Origin of the sequence: Sphingobacterium sp. UBA865 (genome assembly GCF_002295765.1) — a bacterium.
GTDB classification, from domain to species: domain Bacteria; phylum Bacteroidota; class Bacteroidia; order Sphingobacteriales; family Sphingobacteriaceae; genus Sphingobacterium; species Sphingobacterium multivorum.
Genome location: NZ_DBGB01000031.1, coordinates 169006 through 186439, shown reverse-complemented (window position 1 = coordinate 186439; position 17434 = coordinate 169006). Strand labels below are relative to the sequence as shown.

At 43.8% G+C, this 17434-nt stretch carries 10 protein-coding genes; all 10 read right to left on the bottom strand.

Going from position 1 to position 17434, the window contains the following annotated elements:
* A complete protein-coding gene (locus B2O97_RS16780; protein ID WP_286767715.1) occupies positions 1-1485 on the bottom strand; it encodes a glycoside hydrolase family 28 protein in 1485 nt (494 codons plus the stop codon).
* 3 nt (positions 1486-1488) lie between these two features.
* Positions 1489-4353 (bottom strand): glycosyl hydrolase, encoded by a 2865-nt coding sequence (locus B2O97_RS16775; RefSeq protein ID WP_239468761.1) that lies wholly within the window; start codon positions 4351-4353, stop codon positions 1489-1491.
* Positions 4354-4360: 7 nt separating this feature from the next.
* On the bottom strand, positions 4361-5191 hold the full coding sequence (locus B2O97_RS16770) for a sugar phosphate isomerase/epimerase family protein (protein ID WP_286767714.1): 831 nt from the start codon (positions 5189-5191) through the stop codon (positions 4361-4363).
* Complete coding sequence (locus tag B2O97_RS16765) at positions 5185-6006, bottom strand: phytanoyl-CoA dioxygenase family protein (protein WP_286767713.1); 822 nt, start codon at positions 6004-6006, stop codon at positions 5185-5187. Before B2O97_RS16765 ends, B2O97_RS16770 begins: the two co-directional genes overlap by 7 nt.
* A gap of 169 nt (positions 6007-6175) precedes the next feature.
* Entirely contained in the window at positions 6176-7762 is a 1587-nt protein-coding gene (locus tag B2O97_RS16760) for a RagB/SusD family nutrient uptake outer membrane protein (protein ID WP_286767712.1), read from the bottom strand.
* A gap of 17 nt (positions 7763-7779) precedes the next feature.
* Positions 7780-11256, bottom strand: a complete 3477-nt coding sequence (locus B2O97_RS16755; RefSeq protein ID WP_286767711.1) for a SusC/RagA family TonB-linked outer membrane protein — start codon at positions 11254-11256, stop codon at positions 7780-7782.
* Positions 11257-11364: 108 nt separating this feature from the next.
* Entirely contained in the window at positions 11365-12735 is a 1371-nt protein-coding gene (locus B2O97_RS16750) for an FGGY-family carbohydrate kinase (protein ID WP_286767710.1), read from the bottom strand.
* A 12-nt stretch (positions 12736-12747) separates the two neighbouring features.
* Positions 12748-14022 carry a TIM barrel protein gene (locus tag B2O97_RS16745; protein ID WP_286767709.1) on the bottom strand — a complete coding sequence of 425 codons (1275 nt, stop codon included), beginning with the start codon at positions 14020-14022 and terminating at the stop codon, positions 12748-12750.
* A gap of 82 nt (positions 14023-14104) precedes the next feature.
* Positions 14105-16207 carry a bifunctional aldolase/short-chain dehydrogenase gene (locus tag B2O97_RS16740; protein ID WP_286767708.1) on the bottom strand — a complete coding sequence of 701 codons (2103 nt, stop codon included), beginning with the start codon at positions 16205-16207 and terminating at the stop codon, positions 14105-14107.
* A gap of 27 nt (positions 16208-16234) precedes the next feature.
* Positions 16235-17311, bottom strand: a complete 1077-nt coding sequence (gene rhaT / locus B2O97_RS16735) for an L-rhamnose/proton symporter RhaT (protein ID WP_286767707.1) — start codon at positions 17309-17311, stop codon at positions 16235-16237.
* Positions 17312-17434: the final 123 nt, after the last annotated feature.

Sequence of the window (17434 nt, the reverse complement as noted above, 5' to 3'; positions counted from 1 at the left end):
CTAATTAATTTTGACATCTTTTGTTTGATATAAATGGAAACTGTCCTTTAACCGATCTCCAACCAAATAGGACTTAAAATCCCAGGCTCCCCCAGTAAGGTCATCGGCAACTATCGTTGGCCTATAGTCTGCTCCTTTAATACGGAAAGTCACATTTTTTAAATTGATCTTTTTGGCATGACGGATATATAGTCCCCAAGCTGGCAACTCTTTAAACTGTGAAAACTCCGGATAAGCATTGGCCATTTCGGGAATACCATCCAATGACTTGGGGTCAGTCCCGCGGTAAGCATATAATGGGTTTCCACCTCCGGGATAAACGATCTCTATATTCTCTAGCGTAACATTTTCGATCTTATGATCAGGTAAGCCGATGATGCTTGCCGGAGAAATATTCCGGGGCATATCTTCTACGGGTCCCTCATAACTATATCCCAAATCCGGCTTATTGGCAGGTACCTCTGCATATACATTGCGAATCGTTATATCTTTCATAAAAGGTTTCTTTCCCTTGCTCCAACGATCGCCGATACGCAAGAAAATAACATTACCGGTATTGATACTTTTGACACCGTCCACCAGGATATTTTCAACGAACCCGCCATCTACAGCAGCAAAAGTGATTGCCGATCGATAGGTATCATAGACCACCAGGTTCCTGACAACAAAATTTCGGAAGCCACCACGGGAGACTGTCCCAAACTTGAGGGCACTGGCACTGGAGCGCGCCGTACAGTTTTCGACCAGCACATTCAAACAGACTGCATTTGCATCGTGCGACTTGAAGCAGATGGCATCATCAGCCGCATCGAAATAGCAATTCCGGATCACCACATTCTTGCAGTCTACCACATCGATGCCGTCATTATTCCAATAGGACTTACTGTCTACATAAATGCCTTCCACATGGAGGTCTTCACATTGGTCGTAGGTCTGATTCCAACTACCGGGATCACGTAAGGTAATATCCTTAATCAGTACATTTTTACACTCCCGGAAGTAAATGTTTTCGGGACGGTTCCATTCCCGCAATCGATCTAATTTAAGTTCATCCTGCACAATTCCCTTGTGCACATTTTGAAGAGCATTCATTGCTGTCTGAAAACCGCGACCATTGATTGTTCCTTTGCCGATAATACCAATGTTCTGTTGTCGAATAGCGTAGATCATCGACTGCCAGTTGACGACGGAATCTTTATGATAATCAAAAGGATTGTTAGAGCCCAAAAGATTTGCCCCCTGATCCAGTTGTAAGGTTACATTGGATTTCAGGTAAAAAGACCCCGTGATGTAGTTGCCTGGGGTAAAGACGAGCTTTCCGCCGCCCTTGGCTGTAATATAATCAATGGCGGCCTGGATAGACCGTGTATTCAGTGCTTCACCATCACCGCGAATACCAAAATCTGCCGCTTGGTGCTCCTGCGCTGCGACTAGCCTGACTGTTAAAGCCTGGATGATGAAAAGAAAAATAGGTAATATTTTCATGATTTAGCTTGTATATAAAGTAACTGGACCAATCAGGCCCATAGATTGTATTTCCTGCTCCCGACCTTTTCTATTGACCCAATATTGCGCATTTTCATTATCCTTCAACGTTTTCAAATAATTTCCCATGGTGGTCGTAATACGCACTTCGATCTGGTTCTCCCCATTTTTTAACACGGCAGCGAGGTCGTAAATCCGCCTTCCATACCATTTTACGCCAAGTGATTGGTCATTGACAAAAACCTCAGAAACACCCGCTACCTTTCCAAGATTCAACAGGCATTGTCCTGCTGCCGACCAGTTAAATGAACGCTGATAGATCGCTGTTCCTGAAAACCACATCAATTGTTCATCCTCTTTAAAGTCTATTAGTCGCGGCAGTACAAGTTGTTGGGATGTACCTTCCTGTTTATGTTTTAATGTTACTTTCCATTGGGTACTCAAATCTAGGGCATGACTTCCCGTTGTTGCCAAAGGCTGCCACACTGTACCTTCCCGATGGTTGTCAAATACAAAAAGGAAAGCATCTGTAGGCCCCATATCCAGTAACAAACTGTCTTCACGATCCAGGTTTACCCGAGAACGTTTACCCGTATCCAGATCCCATAGCCAACATGTTTTCTTTCTAATTTCGGGCGCAATAAATGAGATGTTTAGTCTTGCACTATTCGCCCGGTGTGCATTCTGGATAAAATAGCATTCACTACCATCATCCCGAATAGAACGCATCTGCATCACATAACGGTTAGGCTGATCAATATGCAAGTAATGGGGTAGCCTGAACCGCTGCATGGCCAAATGGTACCAGTCCATAAAGTTATTGTCCTCAGGTTTCGGCGTGGCAATAAATCGATCTGGATAGGATTGCAGCTTACGCAGTATTGCTTGCACTTCGGCATCATTTTTTACCTGATCTTGCAATCCCAAGCTCATCTGTGGTAAGGTTTCAATCGCCACAACACGCCCACCGGATTTAACAAACTCAAGGAGGCGAGCCATTGACTTCGGCGACATCCGTTTGATACCGGGCAAAAAAAGCACGCTATATTTTCTTTTGCCGTAACATAGATTTCCCTGCTCTACCTTACAATCCTGCAGTATCATCTCCGTTATATAATCTGCATTCCCACCATTTTTGCTGATAGCTTCCCAAAGTAAGGAAGTATAGGGGACATTCAATTTCTCAGGAAAGGGATCCGTTTGCACACCGTTCTCTGTCCAGAGATCATAATTGGCCGGCAAAATGGCCATATCTGCGAAATAATCGCCCTGTTGCAGCTGTGATGAAAGGCGAGCTTTGTAATTATTTAAATAGTTAAAATAGGGCCACCAGTTGTTGCGTTCGTTATAAAAAGAGCCGTATTGAATCCATCCAGGAAAAGGAGCTTCTAAGGGCGAATAATTAAATCCATGCCAAACAGAATGTGTAATCCCGGTCATTGCACTCTGGTCCGATCCCAGCTTTAACAATTCGAGTTGCGTATTAAAAACAAGGTACGTATTGGTCATCTCCTCGCAGCTCACAAGCCGTTTTCCTTTCAGATGTGCTGCGGAGGAGACATACTTATCAATCATGGTATAACCACGGCCGCGACGATAGTCTTCGTCAGGCATCTCTTCACCCAGCTTATGGCGCAAATAATTTGTTGTCCACGATTCTCCTTCCGGAATATCGTACTCCAAGCTGCTTTCCAATGGAAAAAAGCCTCTCCCATAGGCCTGGGCACGAGATTTCACCCCAAGCGAGCGACACCAGTTGACATACGTATCCGTAAATCGTTCCTTCAATAAAGAGGCTTTGGTATATTCATAATCAAAGCGTACACGATTTAGCATCTCGGTAAGTTTCGCACCTTTCTTTGCACCGTAGTTTTCGTCGACCACAGCCCCCAAGCGCCCGACCTTAAATAAAATGAAAGGCAAATAAGGCATAATATCATAACCGCGACGGCGTTGAAACTCAATAGCAAAGTCATCACACCAATTGCAGCCTTCGAGTTCCATGCTGTCGGTGAACAATGCCCGAACATAGTTTTTTAATGGTCCTATCTGCTGTTGCATTTGTGTAGACATGCGCTCGAGGTAGCGAGACACAGTGTCCTTATCCATGTGGTTGAGTATGGAGCCCGCTGCTCCCGGGGCTCCATTGATGACGGAGGCAAATGCCTTAAATTTCACCAGGAAATAGAGGATATGCTTTCCCGAAGGAACAGGAATTTCAATTTTGTCTTTGCCAATTTCTGCCGCAAAATCAACCGCATCATCGATGGACTGCATCGGATCTTTTACCAATTTGATGGCGAGGATCTCGGGATTGCGCAATGGGTTTTTATCCGTTACAGCGGGATCTATCATATTAAAAACATGGTAGGGTCGGACAACATAGGTTGTGGGTCCCTCAATGGGTTCACAATGCACCAGCACAACCTGAGCGGTTTCTTCTTCCCGAAGATCTTCTGAACCAAAAGGCCAGCCGGAACCAACGATGAGATCGGTGGTCATACCCATCTTTTTTGCTTCATTGGCTGTATACTGTACCATATCTACCCATTCTTTGCTCAACCATTTTAATGATGGAATACCCATATCGTCGGTACGCTTCGGAAAGGAAATGGGATTGATTTCCACTCCACCTATTCCGGCATCCTTTAATAGCTTCAGTTCGCGAAGCAGTTCATTTTTATTGATTTTATTGCCATTCCACCACCAGCGCACGAAAGGTCTTTGCGCAGCCGACGGATTTTGAAACTGTGTATAGTAGCGGTCCATATCCACTGATTCCTTGTCAAATGCTTTTAAATGCTTGGCAAATAAGAAGGAGGCTCCCAAAAAACTGCTTTGCTGTAAAAATATTCTTCGCTTCATCATGCTGAAATTAGGTTATAAGGTGCCTTGATAGGTAGTTTTTCATCCATAAGTTTTGTTTCCATTGGCGCTCACAATCGAGCACTTGATTCCCTGAGGGAATGAGATACGGTGGCGGACCAAATTCAGTCGTCATGGTCAGCCGCGCATCGGGTTTATTGAGGTCTATCCAGCGTTGCCAGACAGCACAGTGTGTGGCGACAATATCCCGATAGATTTTTTTTCGGACATCAGGTACCTGGGATCCCTGACTATGTCCAACACGGGCATGCACATGTTTTACATGGGGCAACAGGCGGTTCATTTCCTCCTGTCGATCTTCAAGAAAACTCTCCGAAACACAGTACCAGTGTGAGATATCCAAGGTCAGTTTCAACTGCGGATATAACTCCGCCATTGGCGCCACGGTATGTAATCCATAACTCCATTTATTACGGTGAGTTTCCTGCAAAATTTCGATCCCATATTGCGTTTCAACACGCGCACAAAGTTGTAGTCCTGCAAGCACATCGTCGGGCGAGAAATATTCCCGCCCCATCTGCACCGATATAAAAAGTGGAGCGAAATAAGTTTCCGCGAGCATGCCATAGTAGTTCAACTGTTCTTCCAACAGGGCGAAGTACGCACTGATTGAGTTCACCTTTTTTTGAACACAGGTTACAATCGTGTAGTTGAGCTTATACTTCTGCAACAATTTTACGACCTTCTCCGGATCGGTATCTTCGCCAAAAGGAAACCATTCGACCCCTACATAACCAGCCTTCACTACACGATCCAGAAAATCTTCCCATGCAACATGCTCATTTCCCCAGCGCGGATAAAAAAAGTCAAGTTTTACCATCCTGCATGGTAGATTAGCGGATTCTGTTCGTCATTATTCAAGAGATCCCCTACCGCTAAAGTTGCGCGGTAATCTTCCGGTAAAATATTCGCTTGTCCATTGAATACATTTCCGTCAGGCATGTACGCACAGGTCATAGCTCTTCTAAACCCATTGGTCATGTTAGGTCCGGCTCCATGAATCGTCAATCCATTATGGAAGGTACAACTTCCGGCTTTGAGCGGTGTGGCCACCGGATTTACACTTGCAAGCTCGGGATAGTGTTCAAAAATTGTCCCCATATTTTTCCCGATTCCCAAATTCTCAAATCCGGTTTGCTTATACGATCGGGGAACGAAATACATGCATCCATTTTCCAATGTCGAGTCATCGAGTGCAATCCAAATGGAAAGTGCGTTTCGATCGGCGAAAGACCAAAAAGGCGTATCCAGATGCCAGGCGGTAGGATTCGCAAATGGACGTTTAAAAAGTGCTTGGTCATGCCAGATACGGATACCGTCAACACCGGCCAGCTTGGCGGCCATTTCGCCGATCCGCTGATCCAGCATCAGTTCCTTCACCTGTTCGCTGGTCTGCCACAGGTTCAACAATTGATCAAACACTTTTCCAAAGTAGTCTGCATCCTTATTGATACCATCATCTTCGCCAACTTTGGCCTCCTTTCCCGGCATTTTCTGACCTGCACGCTGCTCTACAGCTTCAAATACAATGGTACGCCAGGTTTCCAGCTCCTCAGGATTTAAAAAATCTTCTATAACGATGTAACCATTTTCTTGGTAAAAGGCTACCTGTTCTTCCGTCAATTGGTTCTTCATATCATTAAATTTTAGGTTTTATCGAAGTAATCTACAGTACTTGAAAATACACAAGATCAGCTACAATCGTATCCTGAACTATCCTGTATTTTTGAGGAAGTACCAGCAAGGACGATTACTTTCCTTCCTGGTACTTAGCGAAATGAAATCATTAAATCTGTTGGTTCATTTAATTCTGAACCATCTTATTATTATATAACATCTCATCCAAAGGTATCTGTAGCGTCATTTTACTAACAGGATAAGTTGATTTATCGACATGTGTGGCTGAGCCAGCACGGCCAACCGCAATGTTCCAGCGTTTATTGTTATAGAATTCACGTCCGCCCTCACCCCAGAGCTCCAATCGCGTTTGAAATTGCACCATTTCCAAGGTCGATAAACCCTGCATGGAAGTATAGTTATCGCAGGTCAATGTGGCCTGTCCGGCTTTCGTTCGTGCAGCTAATAAGGTGTTTAACGTTTGTTTTGCACTTTGGTCATCTTTATTCTGTGCCTGTGCTTCAGCTTTCATCAGTAATACTTCCGAACTGCGCATATAATAACAGCTCACCCGTCCCACATTCTTCTTATCGTCACTTCCCAAGCCATGGGTAGCGGCAAACTTAAGATTGGTATACATCGGAATCGTTCGTTTATCACCATTGGTCGGGTAAGTATAATCCCCCCAATCCGCTGCCATAAAGCAACCTATTCGATAGTCCCGGTTATCAATTTTGGCATACAGCCGATTGTCAATCCGCTGGAAACCTTGTCCGATTCCGCCGTTTCCTTCAGCAAAGGGATTCATCCACCAATTGTGTACAGTAACTGCTTCTCCAAGCGCAAAACCAAACATCACTTCGGGGTTAATGGTAATATTGAGAAAACCATTTTGCTCGGGTCTGATTTCAGGCGCCGTCTGCGTTCCTTTATTTGTGGCACCATAAGTTGCCTGGCTCATTAAGGTTGGATACTTGGTTAGTATTTCGTTGCTGGCGCTGATCGTCGTATTCCAGTCGCCGGTCCATAACGACACTTTTGCCTGCAAAAAATAAGCTACACCAAGGTCAAAATCGGATAGGTCTGTTGTAAAGCCAATTCCTGCTTCTTTAAAAAGCCGGATCGCTTCATTGATATCGTTTTTGATAAAAGTATAGGTCTCATCTGCAGTAGATCGGGCCTTGCTTTCCTGAACCGGAGAATAGGTATCATAAAGCGGCATGCCTAATTTGGCTTTCCCTCCCTGCTGGTAGGCATTCTGATAGTTTTCCATCAGGTAATTATAGGCGTAGGCGCGCAATATCAGTCCGCGGCCCTTGTATTCCTGCAATTTTTTATTCGTACCGACAGTCTCTGGACTAAGATAGTTCAGCATTTTATTTGCTGTATTGACCATATTCCATGCATAATTCCAATACGGGGTATTTTTGTCGGAAGCATCTGAAATAAAATCCAGCAGATTATACTCGTCGGAGCCAAATATATTAAGCAATCTGTTTCCGAATACAATATCATTGCCTTCGAGGTTTCGCATGACATCAAATCCCTGGTTGCTTCCATAACGTGACTCGGATGATAAGGCTCCAAAGTTGACCAGTTTAGGCATATTGTTCGCCATACCGCCCAATACAGCCTGAATTTTCTTCTCATCACCACTTTCCAGTAGCTTCCGGATCTGTTCATCCGTGATACTATTTGGGGGTGCAATGTCCAATTCCTTACTACAAGAAAACAATAATGTCATCGCCAATGCACATAAAAATATCTTTTTCATAACTGATTTTTTTAACATTAAAATTCCAAACTTACACCACCGGAGAATGTTCTCATGGTCGGATAAGAATATGCCGCCACTTCAAATCCACCAACAAGAGACTGACGTGGATCTATTCCCGAATGCGCTGTTTTCATAAAAAGATTATCACCAGAAGCGAATATCCGAAGTCGCTTGATTTTCATTTTTGACAAGATACTTTCTGGCAAAGTATAGCCAATTGTCACATTCTTAAAATTGAGATAAGAAGCACTGAATAAGCCCAAATCACTGTAGAGCCAGCTTCCTGTCGTTGCTCCATTGCCATAGGTATTACCATACATCACCATAGGGAATTTTGCCCCCGTGTTGTTCGGTGTCCAGGTATTACCGATGAGTTCCGATGAAAGCGCTTTTCCAGGATCTTCACTCACATACAGATTGTTTCCGTACTCTGTACTAAAAAACTTTCCACCCAATTGGTAAGCCAATGCCACATACAGATCGAAATTCTTGTAACGCAAAGAAGTACTAAATCCACCGATCCATTTCGGTAGCGCACTTCCCATTTCGTAGCGGCTCGCTTTTGAATAATCTGTGGTGGTTATACTTTCACCCTCTTTATATCCAGGATAGGTACCTGCGTCAACATCGGCTTTGCTAATCTGATGATAGTATAGCGGTAAACCCGTATTTTGGTCCACACCGCCATATTTCAACATGTAGAGGTTAAAGAAATCTTTGTTGACACCTCGTAAATAGGTAATATTTGCTACAGCACTTGTTCCCGCAGCAGCCCAGGCATCGGTACCTGCAGTCCAATTCCCGCCCAAGGCATCTGCACCGACACCATTTGGTACCGCTTTCAGCTTGGTCGTATAATGTGTTCCGTTTGTCGACACTGTCCAGTTGAAATCAGGCTTTTTGATGATATCTACCGATAGGTCGATTTCAAAACCTTTATTTCCGATTTTTGCGGAGTTCGTCGCGATGGAAGACTGTCCTTTGGATATGGCGATAGGCTGATTCCAGATGGCATTTACCGTGACGCGGTTATAATAATCGAGTGATCCACGTACGCGTCCAAAGAAGCTAAAATCGATACCACCATCTAACGTATATATGTTTTCCCAGGTTAATTGGTCATTGACATATGCATTTTGATTTAAGGTGATATTTGCAGGAATACCCGTTCCATTTGTCGTCTGTGTATAGGTGGCGGCGTAACTCCATGTTTGGTATCCCGAATAGTTGGATATTCCATTCTGATTACCGATTACACCGTAACTGCCACGTATTTTTAGGAGATCGAGCCAGCTTTTACTATTTTCCATAAATTGCTCCCTGTCGATACGCCAGCCTCCACCAACGGACCAGAATGTCCCCCAGCGTTTATCTTTCAACTTGAATTTTGACGAGCCGTCCCGACGGACAGATCCCTGAAAAAAGTACCGGTCATTGTAGTTGTAATTGACGCGTGAAAAATAACTTTCCATGGTACGTTTATCCTCACCACCCCCCGGATTAGGGAATGTTCCGCCATCATAACGTCCAACAAAGTTGATATAGGACGCAAAGTCATCGATCAGTGCATAAGACGAGCGGTAGTTGAGCTGTTCGTTCTTAAATGAATCATATTCATGTCCCAAAAGAGCCTCTATATTGTGTAAGCCTACTGTTTTCGAATAATTCAGTAATTGTTGCAGGTTCAAAATCGTTGTATTGGATGCGGTCTTACCAAAGGCTCCAATACCTGCAGCTTGTCCCGATTCGCTGTTCCAATAACGCGTACGCATCTCATTAAACTTGTCCATCGAGACATTTGCTGTAAACGTAAAGTCTTTCAGGAATTTGGCCTGTCCATAGACACGTGTTGTCCAATCGTCGGATACACGTTGATCCAAATCATTGTCCAGCACCGTCAAAACATTGGTAGAAGATAGTGCTGCCGATGTTAATCCCAGTGGAGAGTAGGTATCTCCGGCAAGTACATGGACTTTATTTTTTCCATTGTCATCGATCAGGGCGCCATTTTTATCGCGTGCATACAGTTGCACCAGTGGATTCTGTCCATTGATAAACCGAAACACATTGGCGGTAGAACTACCCGGGTTACGACCAAAGCGTGTCGCCGGCGATTGTGTCGTCCGATTGGAGTAGCCAATATTAGCACCCAATTTCAGCCAGGCATTCAATTGTGCATCAAAATTGGCACGTCCATTATAGCGTTTGAAAGAAGACCCCCGAATATAAGATGGATCTTCCAGGTACCCACCTGAAAGGAAGTAATTTACTTTATCGTTACCGCCGGAGGCCGATAGATCATAATCTTGTCGTAATCTGTTCTCTAGTAGATAATCATCATATCTGTCGCTATATAAGAGGCGAGCCCCAGGATTCAATTTACCATCTGTATTGACGAGGTATGCGCCACTCATGGTTGAACTCGCATCAGCTCCTGTGCCTGAGGGTGTATAAACCGCTCCCGGCACATCATACAACATCCAGTTACCTAAACTGTTCCGTTGAAATTTAGTCGTCGATCCGATGTAGTCAAATAGATGCGAGCTGGCAAATTCAGCGGCCTGTTCGTGCGACATATTCGGATTCTGCACATTTGTCGTATATCTTTTTGAGATACCGGTACCATCCACCCCATAGCGTACAGAATTGTAAACAGAGAGCCAGGCAAATTCATAAATATCCTTCGGATTGGAGATTTTATCGAATTGATATGGTCCCACCTGATTGACGCCGAGCTTTCCTTCAAATGAAATGCGGGGTTGCCCCGACACGCCTTTTTTTGTCGTCACTAAGACTACCCCGTTAGCGCCTCTTGCACCGTACAGGGCAGTCGATGCCGCATCCTTCAAGATAGAAACACTCTGGATATCTTTTGGATTTAAGGTGGCGAGCGGGTTATCATTTTGTGCGGGAACACCATCAATGACGACCAGCGCGTTTGAGGTATTCTGACTCGCCGAGCCTATACCGCGCACGCGAATTCCCATGTCGATACCTGGCTGTCCATCCACTGCCGACACCTGAATACCGGGAGCAGCCCCTTCCAAGGCCCTACTGACAGTCGAATTTGACTGCATATTCAATGCTTTATTGTCGATTGTGGATACGGATCCTGTCAGATCCTTTTTTTTCGCCGCACCATAAGCAACGACAACAACTTCATCCAGTACAGTGTTGTCTTCCTGCAGTTCAACACGAAGTGGGATCCCCACAGTCCCTTCCATATTTTTTGCGATGTACCCTACATATTGGATTGAAAGAACAACTTTGTTGCTCGCGACAGAAAGGGTAAAATCACCATTTTCATTTGTTGAACTAGCATTTTTACCACCGACTTCTTTAATCGAAGCTCCAGCGATAGGTCGCCCGCTCTTGCTACCCACCACATGACCCTGTATAATCTTGGTCACCTGAGCAACTAACGCAAACGGCATTCCCATCATCATTGCCACGCAAAGAATTAATGAGTAATGTTTTAATTTACTTTCCATTCTGATTAGAGGTTTAATTTAATTTGGTTTAATCTGTTTATAATTCTATATCGAAGTAATAGAAAACAAACTGAACAGCTGTACCGTACTATCCTGTTCTAAAATCATTTACGAAATAGGAGGTGGCTTAAATAATTTTAATTCCACCAAGTTTTGTGGGATCTCTGCTGCGTTCCAATGCTGGTGCATCAACAGTGCAGCACCCAAGGCTGTTGCTTGTGGCATCGCTGCAGCAAATACCTCCATAGCTGGAAATTCACGCGCAATCAAACTCATAAAGATCTGATTTCGGCTAAATCCACCATCGACAAATATCCGTTTAGCCCCTGTACAGCGAAGAACAAGTTGGGTGGCAGTCACCTGTGCCTTGACCAGACAGTAGACTAAGCTATGGTAAGCAGTTTGATAATCTGGATAACGATGCAGATCAATAGCTTCAAAAGATTTCAAATTTATTGCTTTCGGAAGATCAAGCGCTGTCAAAGCCGCGATAATGTCCCAGTCGATTTCAAGTGTTCTAAATTTGGCCGTGGCCACCGCAAAGAAATCAGCAATACGCTTTGATTGAATTTCATGTTCATACCCTGCAAATAAACGGGAGGCTTTTACGGGAGTACCGCGATAGGAAAGATAGAACAAACAATCCTGTTGCAGCTCCTCTATTGTCAAATCGATCGACGCAAATGGGTTTAATGAAATGCACCAGGTGCCTGTAGAAATTAAAACAAAGGGTTCTTTATTACTCATTAAATAAGGAATAAGTGCCGCGGAACTATCATGCAACCCCGTTCCAACCCAATATGATTTACCTAGAAACGTACTTTTAAAGGCTGTATCGCCCGAAACAATTGGCGGGAAAGCTCCAACGAGGCCCTCGTCTTCTACCCATTGATGATAATGATGCTGTTTAAAGTCCCAAAGTGCAGTATGGCAGCCGATGCTAGTCAAATCTGTACACAACTTGCCTGAAACCAAAAAGCTTAAATATTGAGGTAAGTGTACCGCATAGGCAAGTTGCCCAAATAAGTCAGGTTTTTCACGCTTCAGACGCAAGAGCTGTAAGCCTGAATTCAGACTACCCAGTGATGGTGATGCCGTTGCCAATGAAAATGCGACAACACCGCCATATGCGTCATATAACTGTTGCTGTATATCCGCAGGAAAATCTTTGAGATAGCTGTATAAGGGAGTCAAAGGTTTGCCCTGTGCATCAATGTAAACCAAGCTAGCCCCATAGGCTGCAAAGTTGATTGCCTGAATATCATATTCGTCCCGCCGGAGTACTTCATGCAAGGCATCAAAAATCGACAAACGGAGGCTTTCAAGATTTTCACAGGGATCCCCACCTTCATCGACAGTTTCTAAAAATCGAGCAGATCGTTGCCATAGCACGCTATAGTTTTTATCAAATAAAAGAAGTTTTTTATTCGTTTTCCCAACATCAAATACGGCTACGACAGGTATACTTTTGTTTTCCATGTCGTGTATCTTTTAGAGGCCTGTAGCAACGCTGTTTTTACCCCTTTCTTCCACCAGTCTATCTCGTAACGCCAGTTTCCTAAATAGCCCTATGGGATCCAATGCCGCACCGCTGCGTCGTCTGGCTTCAGCAAGCAATGGTCTTACATCTGTTCGAAATGCCTGTTGTAAAATCTCCTGAGCAGCGACCACATCGTTTTGAGCTTGCGCTTCGCGAAGCGATTTGCGATCGATAAGCAAGGCTTGCGCATAGGCTATTTTAATGGCTTCTACCGATTGTAGTAAATCGACTAATGGGTCTTTCAGATTATGCGAAGCGTCAATCATCCAACCTAAAGCCGATTCATGCGCCATTCCTCGCGCGTCCATCCCATCAATCAATTCACTGAATATCAAAAACAATTGATAAGGTTTCATACAACCTGCCGTCAGATCGTCGTCGCCATATTTGCTATCATTAAAATGAAAGCCGCCCAATTTCCCTTCCATTAACAGCAGCGATACGATTTGTTCAATGTTTGTATTCGGTAGATGATGCCCTAGATCTACCAAGGTAAATGCCTGCGGACCTAGCTTATTTGCTAAAAGTAAAGACTGCCCCCAATCGCCAATGGTCGTCGAATAGAAATAAGGTTCAAATGCCTTATATTCAATAAACAGGCTCCAGTCTATAGGTAGATGCGTATAGATTTCCTGTAGGCTAGCAAGGGTATTTTCAAAGGCCTGTCTAAAATTCAGCTGCCCAGGGAATGATGAACCATCAGCCAGCCATACCGACAAGCATGTTGATCCCAATTGCTTCCCAAAGTCGATAACTTCTATATTATGATCAATAGCCTGTTGGCGTACGCGTGGATCAACGTGATGCAAAGACCCAAATTTATAGCTGTGCTCCTGCCCGACCTGATCCTGAAATGTATTTGAATTCATCGCATCAAAGTGAATTCCAAAACTTGCTGCGTACTGCTTCAACGCTTCAGCATCATTAGGAATATCCCAGGGAATATGCAATGATATAGCATCACTCGATCCATTCAATGCATGCAACAGGCCGACATCCGCAATTTTCTGCTCCAGTGTTGCCGGTTCACCTGCACCGGAGAAACGGCCAAACCGCGTTCCACCTGTACCCAATGCCCAGCTTGGTATAGCAATCTGGAATTTTTGTAGTTTTTCTAAAATTTCTTCTTTTTGTACAATCTCGTGAGAAACAAAATCAAAGGCTCGCTGGTGCCTCTCCTGCAATTGGTCATTATGTGCGGCGATAGCACACTTGTCTAAAATCATAATAGTACTGTTTTCGGTTTATTAAAATAGGGTATTGTGGTTTCTTGATCTTATTGAAAACACAATACCGAAGATAGCGAAATTAGCGCACAAATGCCATTGCTACGCCACCGTCTACATTGAGTATATTACCTGTAGATTTCGAGAGCAAACCACCTACAAAACAAAAACAGGCATTTGCAATATCCTCCGGTAGAATCACTTCATTCAACAAGGTCCGCTTCGCGTAAAATGTAGGCAGTTCCTCGATCTGAATGCCATAAGCCTTTGCGCGACCCTCGGCCCAGCCCCCAGCCCAAATATTGCTGTCGGAAATCACCGCATCGGGATTAACGACATTGACACGGATTTTGAATGGCCCAAGCTCTGCGGCACACAATCTACTTAAGTGCAGTTGCGCACCTTTTGCACTCCCATAACCGACATTATTCGGACCACTAACAAGTGCATTTTTGCTGACTATATTTAAGATATCACCACCTATGTTCTGTCCCTTTAAAATTGGTGTGATGGCTTGGGTAACCAAAAATTGTCCTTTAACCAATACATCATACAATAGGTCCCAATCTTGTTGGGTATGGTCCTCGATCGATTTAGAAATCGATAATCCGGCGTTATTGACAATGATGTCTATCCCGCCAAAGGCTAAAACAGTTTTATACAACGCTTCTTGGATCTGTTCTTCTTCGGTCACATCCAGCAGGACGGAGATCACTGCATCTTGGCCAAATTGTGCCACGAATTCTTGCTCGCACTCCGCCAAACGTTCAGCATTAATATCGTTCAGCACAACGACGGCCCCTTCCTGTGCCATTTTCTTGGCTATCGCTTTTCCGATTCCACCACCACTTCCCGTCACCAAAGCAATCTTTCCGGAAAGTGCTTTTGGTTTGGGCATACGCTGCAATTTAGCCTCCTCAAGTAACCAATATTCGATATTGAAAGCCTCCTGACGCGGCAAAGCCGTATACTCACTAACAGCCTCTGCACCCTTCATGACATGGATCGCATTGATATAAAACTCTGCCGCTACACGTGCCGTTTGTTTATCTTTTGCAAAGGAAAACATGCCGACGCCTGGGTATAAAATGATTACCGGATTTCTATCGCGGATAGCGGGACTATTATCGTGCTTACAACTTTCATAGTAGTGGGTGTACATATCCCGATACTGTTCAAATAAAGGTGTTAATTTGACTTTGAGCTCTTCGACGTTATCTAAATTTTCATTTTTATCCAGGTTCAGTACCAAAGGCTGAATCTTTGTCCGTAAAAAGTGGTCTGGACAGCTCGTCCCCAATGGAGCCAGGCGTGCGAGATCGTTAGAATTGATAAATTCCAGCACATCCTCATCATCGGTAAAATGGCCGACCATATGTCTTTCACTTGAACAAAATCCCCGAAGAAGAGGGGCTAATTTAGCCGCTTGTGAACTGCGTTGACTTCGCTCCAGACTGGTTTCTTTTTGTCCTCCAAAAACAGATTTTTTGGTCTTATAATTTTCTTCAAGATAAGCTGCACAGGTCTCTATTGCATCCAATGAATTCACATAACATTCATGTGCGGTGTCTCCCCATGTAAACAAGCCATGTGATCCCAACATAATACCCCGAATACCCGGATTTTCTGCTAAACAGGCTCTTAACTTGAGGCCCAGATCAAACCCTGGCCGCTGCCAATCTACCCAGCCGATGGCGCCATTAAACAATTCTTGTGTAATCTTCTTCCCATCTTTTGCAGCGGCAATAGCAATGGCTGCATCGGGATGCAAGTGATCAATATGTTTAAATGGTAAAAACCCATGTAATGGCGTATCAATAGAGGGTGCTTTAGAATCCAGATCGTAAATACAATGGTTAAATAGTTCAACCATTTCATCTTCGTGTTCCAAACCTTGGTAGACCTGCTCTAAACTGCGCAGCCGTTGAAGATAGAGTGCTGCCAATCCCGATTTCTTAAGCGTCCCAATATCTCCGCCTGAGCCCTTTATCCACATCACTTCCACATCCGCTCCGGTCAATGGATCTTTTTCAACAACTTTACAGGAGGTATTGCCCCCACCATAATTTGTGATTCTTAAATCCGCGCCTAAAATATTCGAACGATATAATAATAAAGCCACTTCATCACCGCCTAGTGTACGTGCTTTCTCATCGTCCCATAAGTAATTGACATGTTTGTACATTTTCACCTCTTCTATATAGTTTAAGTATTAATTTTCTAATGTCCTTGCAAAGCCTAGCATGCAAATGGAAATGATAATTGTGATAATCCCAGCAATAATGGAACGATAGGTCAAACGTTCTACCCCTCGCCATTCTTTTAATACAACACCCCAGGCATTTGAAATAAGAATGATGAAAGCCATATGTAATATCCAGGAACTAGCGCCATTACCCAGCCGGCTTTCCCCCATACCATAAAAGAAAAATTGGAGATACCAGGTTGTCCCAGCGATAGCACATAAAAGAAAATTCCGCAACTTCGGCACTGCTGGTTTCGTATAATCTTTAAAAGACTTATTCTTGATGAGCAGATAAAGACACCAAATAAAATTCGTCATAAAGCCACCCCACAGAATTACGATATAGGTTACATTATTTTGATAGAGAAATTCTCCCTTATTGGGGTTAGCAGCCTTCCATAGCGCATTGCTCACGTCCGCCATGGGTTTCCCAGACTCTATACCAAAATTGAAGCAGGCACTTAGTATACCCGAGACAATCGCTACCACGATACCTAAACCGAAGTTGTAATCCGATTTACTTTCGGCTGATAATGTTGACAGGTGTTTTTCTTTGGACATACCAGCCTTACCACATAGATAGACTCCGACCAAGCAGACCAACAGTCCAATGAGAATGCAAACACCCGGCTGTGTCGTAAAGAAGTAATCGATCCCGTGTTTACCCTCGGCCCGATTGAAAAAATAATAAATGCTAGGCATCAAGGAGCCAAATACCATGCTGAGTCCCAAAATAATACTACTTCCCAACGATACGCCGAGGTAACGCACACCAAGACCATAAGTCAGACCGCCTATCCCCCAAAGCATACCAAACAAAAAAGTATAACTTAAAATGGAATTATTGGTCTCTTTAATAATCGCCATAAAATTGGGTATCGTGAGCATGGCCGCGATGGGAGGTATAATGATCCACGAAAAAAGTCCGCCCAAAATCCACATGGATTCCCAGGACCAACCTTTCACCTTTTTATAGGGCACATAAAAACTTCCAGACGCAAAACCGCCTATAAAATGGAAGATTACTCCGAAAACAGCATTCATTAGCTATGTATTTAGGTATTACATAGCTAAAGTAAATGATTTTAGAAAAGGAACTGTTATGCACTGTTATGTTGTAACGACAAAATAGTTACGCTATAGCTAAATTATTTCGATACGGCCCGT

Coding starts and splice junctions, on each gene's coding strand:
- B2O97_RS16745 (WP_286767709.1), bottom strand. CDS start 14,022: ATGATTTTAGACAAGTGTGCTATCGCCGCACATAATGACCAATTGCAG.
- B2O97_RS16755 (WP_286767711.1), bottom strand. CDS start 11,256: ATGGAAAGTAAATTAAAACATTACTCATTAATTCTTTGCGTGGCAATG.
- B2O97_RS16765 (WP_286767713.1), bottom strand. CDS start 6,006: ATGAAGAACCAATTGACGGAAGAACAGGTAGCCTTTTACCAAGAAAAT.
- B2O97_RS16780 (WP_286767715.1), bottom strand. CDS start 1,485: ATGAAAATATTACCTATTTTTCTTTTCATCATCCAGGCTTTAACAGTC.
- rhaT (WP_286767707.1), bottom strand. CDS start 17,311: ATGAATGCTGTTTTCGGAGTAATCTTCCATTTTATAGGCGGTTTTGCG.
- B2O97_RS16740 (WP_286767708.1), bottom strand. CDS start 16,207: ATGTACAAACATGTCAATTACTTATGGGACGATGAGAAAGCACGTACA.
- B2O97_RS16760 (WP_286767712.1), bottom strand. CDS start 7,762: ATGAAAAAGATATTTTTATGTGCATTGGCGATGACATTATTGTTTTCT.
- B2O97_RS16750 (WP_286767710.1), bottom strand. CDS start 12,735: ATGGAAAACAAAAGTATACCTGTCGTAGCCGTATTTGATGTTGGGAAA.
- B2O97_RS16775 (WP_239468761.1), bottom strand. CDS start 4,353: ATGATGAAGCGAAGAATATTTTTACAGCAAAGCAGTTTTTTGGGAGCC.
- B2O97_RS16770 (WP_286767714.1), bottom strand. CDS start 5,191: ATGGTAAAACTTGACTTTTTTTATCCGCGCTGGGGAAATGAGCATGTT.